Origin of the sequence: Phenylobacterium sp. (assembly GCF_041916435.1) — a bacterium.
Classification (GTDB): Bacteria; Pseudomonadota; Alphaproteobacteria; order Caulobacterales; family Caulobacteraceae; genus Phenylobacterium.
Map to the genome: position 1 here is coordinate 1 of NZ_JAYRZM010000017.1, position 2,902 is coordinate 2,902.

The 2,902-nt window shown below is 67.6% G+C and carries 3 protein-coding genes; all 3 read right to left on the reverse strand.

Annotation, left to right across the window (positions count from 1 at the left end):
* Window positions 1-68: 68 nt before the first annotated feature.
* Window positions 69-407: a hypothetical protein gene (locus tag ACE3TA_RS22485; RefSeq protein ID WP_374576561.1), complete on the reverse strand. Its 339-nt coding sequence runs from the start codon at window positions 405-407 to the stop codon at window positions 69-71.
* A gap of 586 nt (window positions 408-993) precedes the next feature.
* Entirely contained in the window at window positions 994-2,247 is a 1,254-nt protein-coding gene (locus ACE3TA_RS22490; protein ID WP_374576562.1) for a helix-turn-helix transcriptional regulator, read from the reverse strand.
* Between the two features lie 86 nt (window positions 2,248-2,333).
* On the reverse strand, window positions 2,334-2,902 hold a 569-nt coding region (locus ACE3TA_RS22495), incomplete at its 5' end, for a TonB family protein (RefSeq protein WP_374576563.1).

The window sequence follows — 2,902 nt, forward strand, 5'->3', positions numbered from 1 at the left end:
CCCCGCGGCCGGTCGGCTGCGCAACCTCGAAGGCTACGCCGCCCGGCCGCTACCACCGGCGCTACAGATCAACTATCACCCCCCAGGGCTCTCATAATGATCGAGGGACCGGTGGGGGGCAGGTCAAACGCCGTCGCCGCCTCGGGGCGGGCCTCAGCGGACCAGGGCTCAAGCCGGATCGTGATCGGCTGGGCGCGCCATGCCAGCCTTAAGTCGCTGCGCCAGTCGACGGCGCGCGACCGGGTCAGGCTGACGCTCGCCAGTTCGGCGGCGGGGGCGGTGTCCGCCTTGGCCAGATCCGCCGCGCTGGGCGCATCGGCTGGCTCGGGGCCCGCGCATTCCTCGGGGCGCTGGTGGCAGAACTGGAGATAGCCCAGCGGCGGGATCGCCGCAGCGCCCAGCCGCATGGGGCTCGACTTGCCGGGGGAGCCGGCAACGGCGAGGCCAGGGACCATCAGACCGAGTATGAGGGCGCGCCTAAACAGCGCATTCCTAGAAGACACCCCACTACACCTTTCCGGTTTTGTTGGGTGTATCTGTATCCCCCGGCTATTTATAAACCCTCTAGCGGCGTGGTTTAATGAGCGTGAATTGAATTGGTTATCTGAAAATTGACATTAATTTCCTGGATACATCTTGGAAAGATTTGGTCAATTTTGAAAACCTAAACCTTAACGACGACAACTGACCCGCCCCTGCAGCCTTGCGCAGGGCTTGTCGGCTTCTAGGGGAGCGCTACCGTGACCTGGCAGCGGCGCCAGGGGCGCTGGCCAGGGCCTGCGTTGACATATGGCCAGCGCGGCCGCACGACTTTGGGGCCTTCCCCACGGCTCGGTGTGTTGAGTTCCAGGGGAACGCCACGAGGTCCGGCGACCACCCGCGCGGGCCTCTTCCTTATACAATGTGGCGTGGGCTCCGAGCCTAGCCTCCAAGATGTCCGATAACGCCCCGCGTGACCGCGTCCCGCCGTGACCGCATCACCGGACGCCGCCCCTAGGCCAGCCGGGACACCACCGCCACCAGTTCCGCCTGTCGCGTCACGCCGACCTTGCCGAAGACGGATTTCAGGTGCTGGCGGACGGTGTGTTCGCTGATCTCCAGGGCCGCGGCGATCCGCTCCAGGGTGGCGCCCTCCACCAGGCGGGCGGCGATCTCGGCCTCGCGCTCGGTCAGGCCGAACAGGCTCTCGAGGTCGCCCCGGCGCACGCGGTGCGGCTGGTCCAGGTCGGTCAGGGTCAGGAGGGCGGCGGGTCGGAAGATGTCATAGGCGTCATGGCGCGGGGCGAGCGGCGCCGCCCGCAGGACGAGCCCCCGCACACCCTGAGTTCCGCGAAGCCGGATCGGCGCGGGCGGGGAGAGGGGGCTGCGGCGACCCACCGCTGCGGCCAGGAAGGTCTCGACTATCCGGCGTTCCCCGGGCCGGTCCGCCGTCAGCTCCCCCTGTCGGAGCCGCAGGGTGTCCTGGGCGCGCAGCAGGACCTCGAACCCGACAGAGGCTTCGACGAGACGTCCATCTGCGCTGAGAAAGGCGAAGGCGCGCTCCGTCCCCAGCGCCTCCAGCGTCAGGGCCTCTCCCCTCAGGGAACGCCGGGTGATCGCGCGCGCGGCCGACATGGTGTTGATGAGGTGGGGCGTCAGGGCTGCGAAGACCTTGTGATGCTCCGCCGTCGCCATGCCGTGGGCCTGCGAAAAGTTGGCCGTGAGGAAGCCAACGGCGCCCTCCTGGGCCAGGATCTTACCGCCGATGAGATAGTAGTAGGGCGTCCGCGAGAGCCAGTCGAAGAACTCGCCATTGGCGGGGTCGTCGCGGTCAACGAGTGAGGCGTCGTCGGCGATGGCGCCCAGCCGGAGGGGCACGGCCCGCCGGATGCGCGGATTGATCGCAAATATCCGGTCCTCATACAGGCGCGCCAGGTCGCCATCCAGTTGGGCGGTGTTGTCGATCACGGCCTCGCCAGAGGTCAGGTCGGACAGTTCCAGGGCGCAGCCCACCGCGCCGAGGGCGTCAGCCAGCTTCGACATCGCTGGGCGCCATTGGGACGGATCCAGGGCGGCGCTGGAAAAGGCCTGCGTGAGTTCGGCGAAAGCCGCCTCGTCCATGGCCATGACCCAACGCTCCCCGACCGTCACTGTGGGGACGTAACCAAGCGCCCCCAGGTCGAGCCATACCAGCAATAGCTGTGTGTTGCGCGCCTTGAGCGATGCGACGCTGCAACCTGGACCCGTCTGCCTAAGGATGGAGCCCAATGAGCAGCCACCCGTGGTCTCTGACCGACGGGGAGGCCCGCGCCTTTGTCAGCACGTCCATGTCCCGAGGCGCATTCCAGGGCGAGTTAGTTTGGCAGGGTCCACTTAATGGAGCCCTCGAACTCACCCACCGTGGGCTTGCCCCGCGCGTCGGTGGCCGGATTGAACTGGGCCCGGGCCATCAGGGCGTCGCAGGTCGCCGACTCCAGGTCCGCCGCACCCTCCGGGCCATCCGCCTGGCACCCACGGACCTTGCCGCCGGCGTCGATGGTGAGAATGTACCTCACCTCGCCTTGGCGCTCGGCGCGCAGCGCCGATGCGGGATAGTCGTCTGAGGTGAACCAGGGGAGAGAGGGCTCGATTATCGTGGGCGGGCCGCTGAGGTCGGGCTCCGGCTCCGGTTCGCGCGCCGGGGCGGCCGGTTCAGGCTCGGCCTCGACACCTTGCACCTCGGCCAGGCGCTGCTCGTACATGCAGACATACATGCCCTGCCGGGCCGTTGTGATCTGATCGTAGTCCGAGGGCGGTCCGCTGCGCTGGCCCATCTGGCGGCGCCATTCCTTCGCCGATTCCGACAGGTTCTCCGGGTCGTCGATGGAGTTGATGAACTCCAGATTGATGGGGCCGGTGCTCAGCACCTCCGTCACGTCCTCGT

Coding starts and splice junctions, on each gene's coding strand:
- ACE3TA_RS22485 (WP_374576561.1), bottom strand. CDS start 407: ATGCGGCTGGGCGCTGCGGCGATCCCGCCGCTGGGCTATCTCCAGTTC.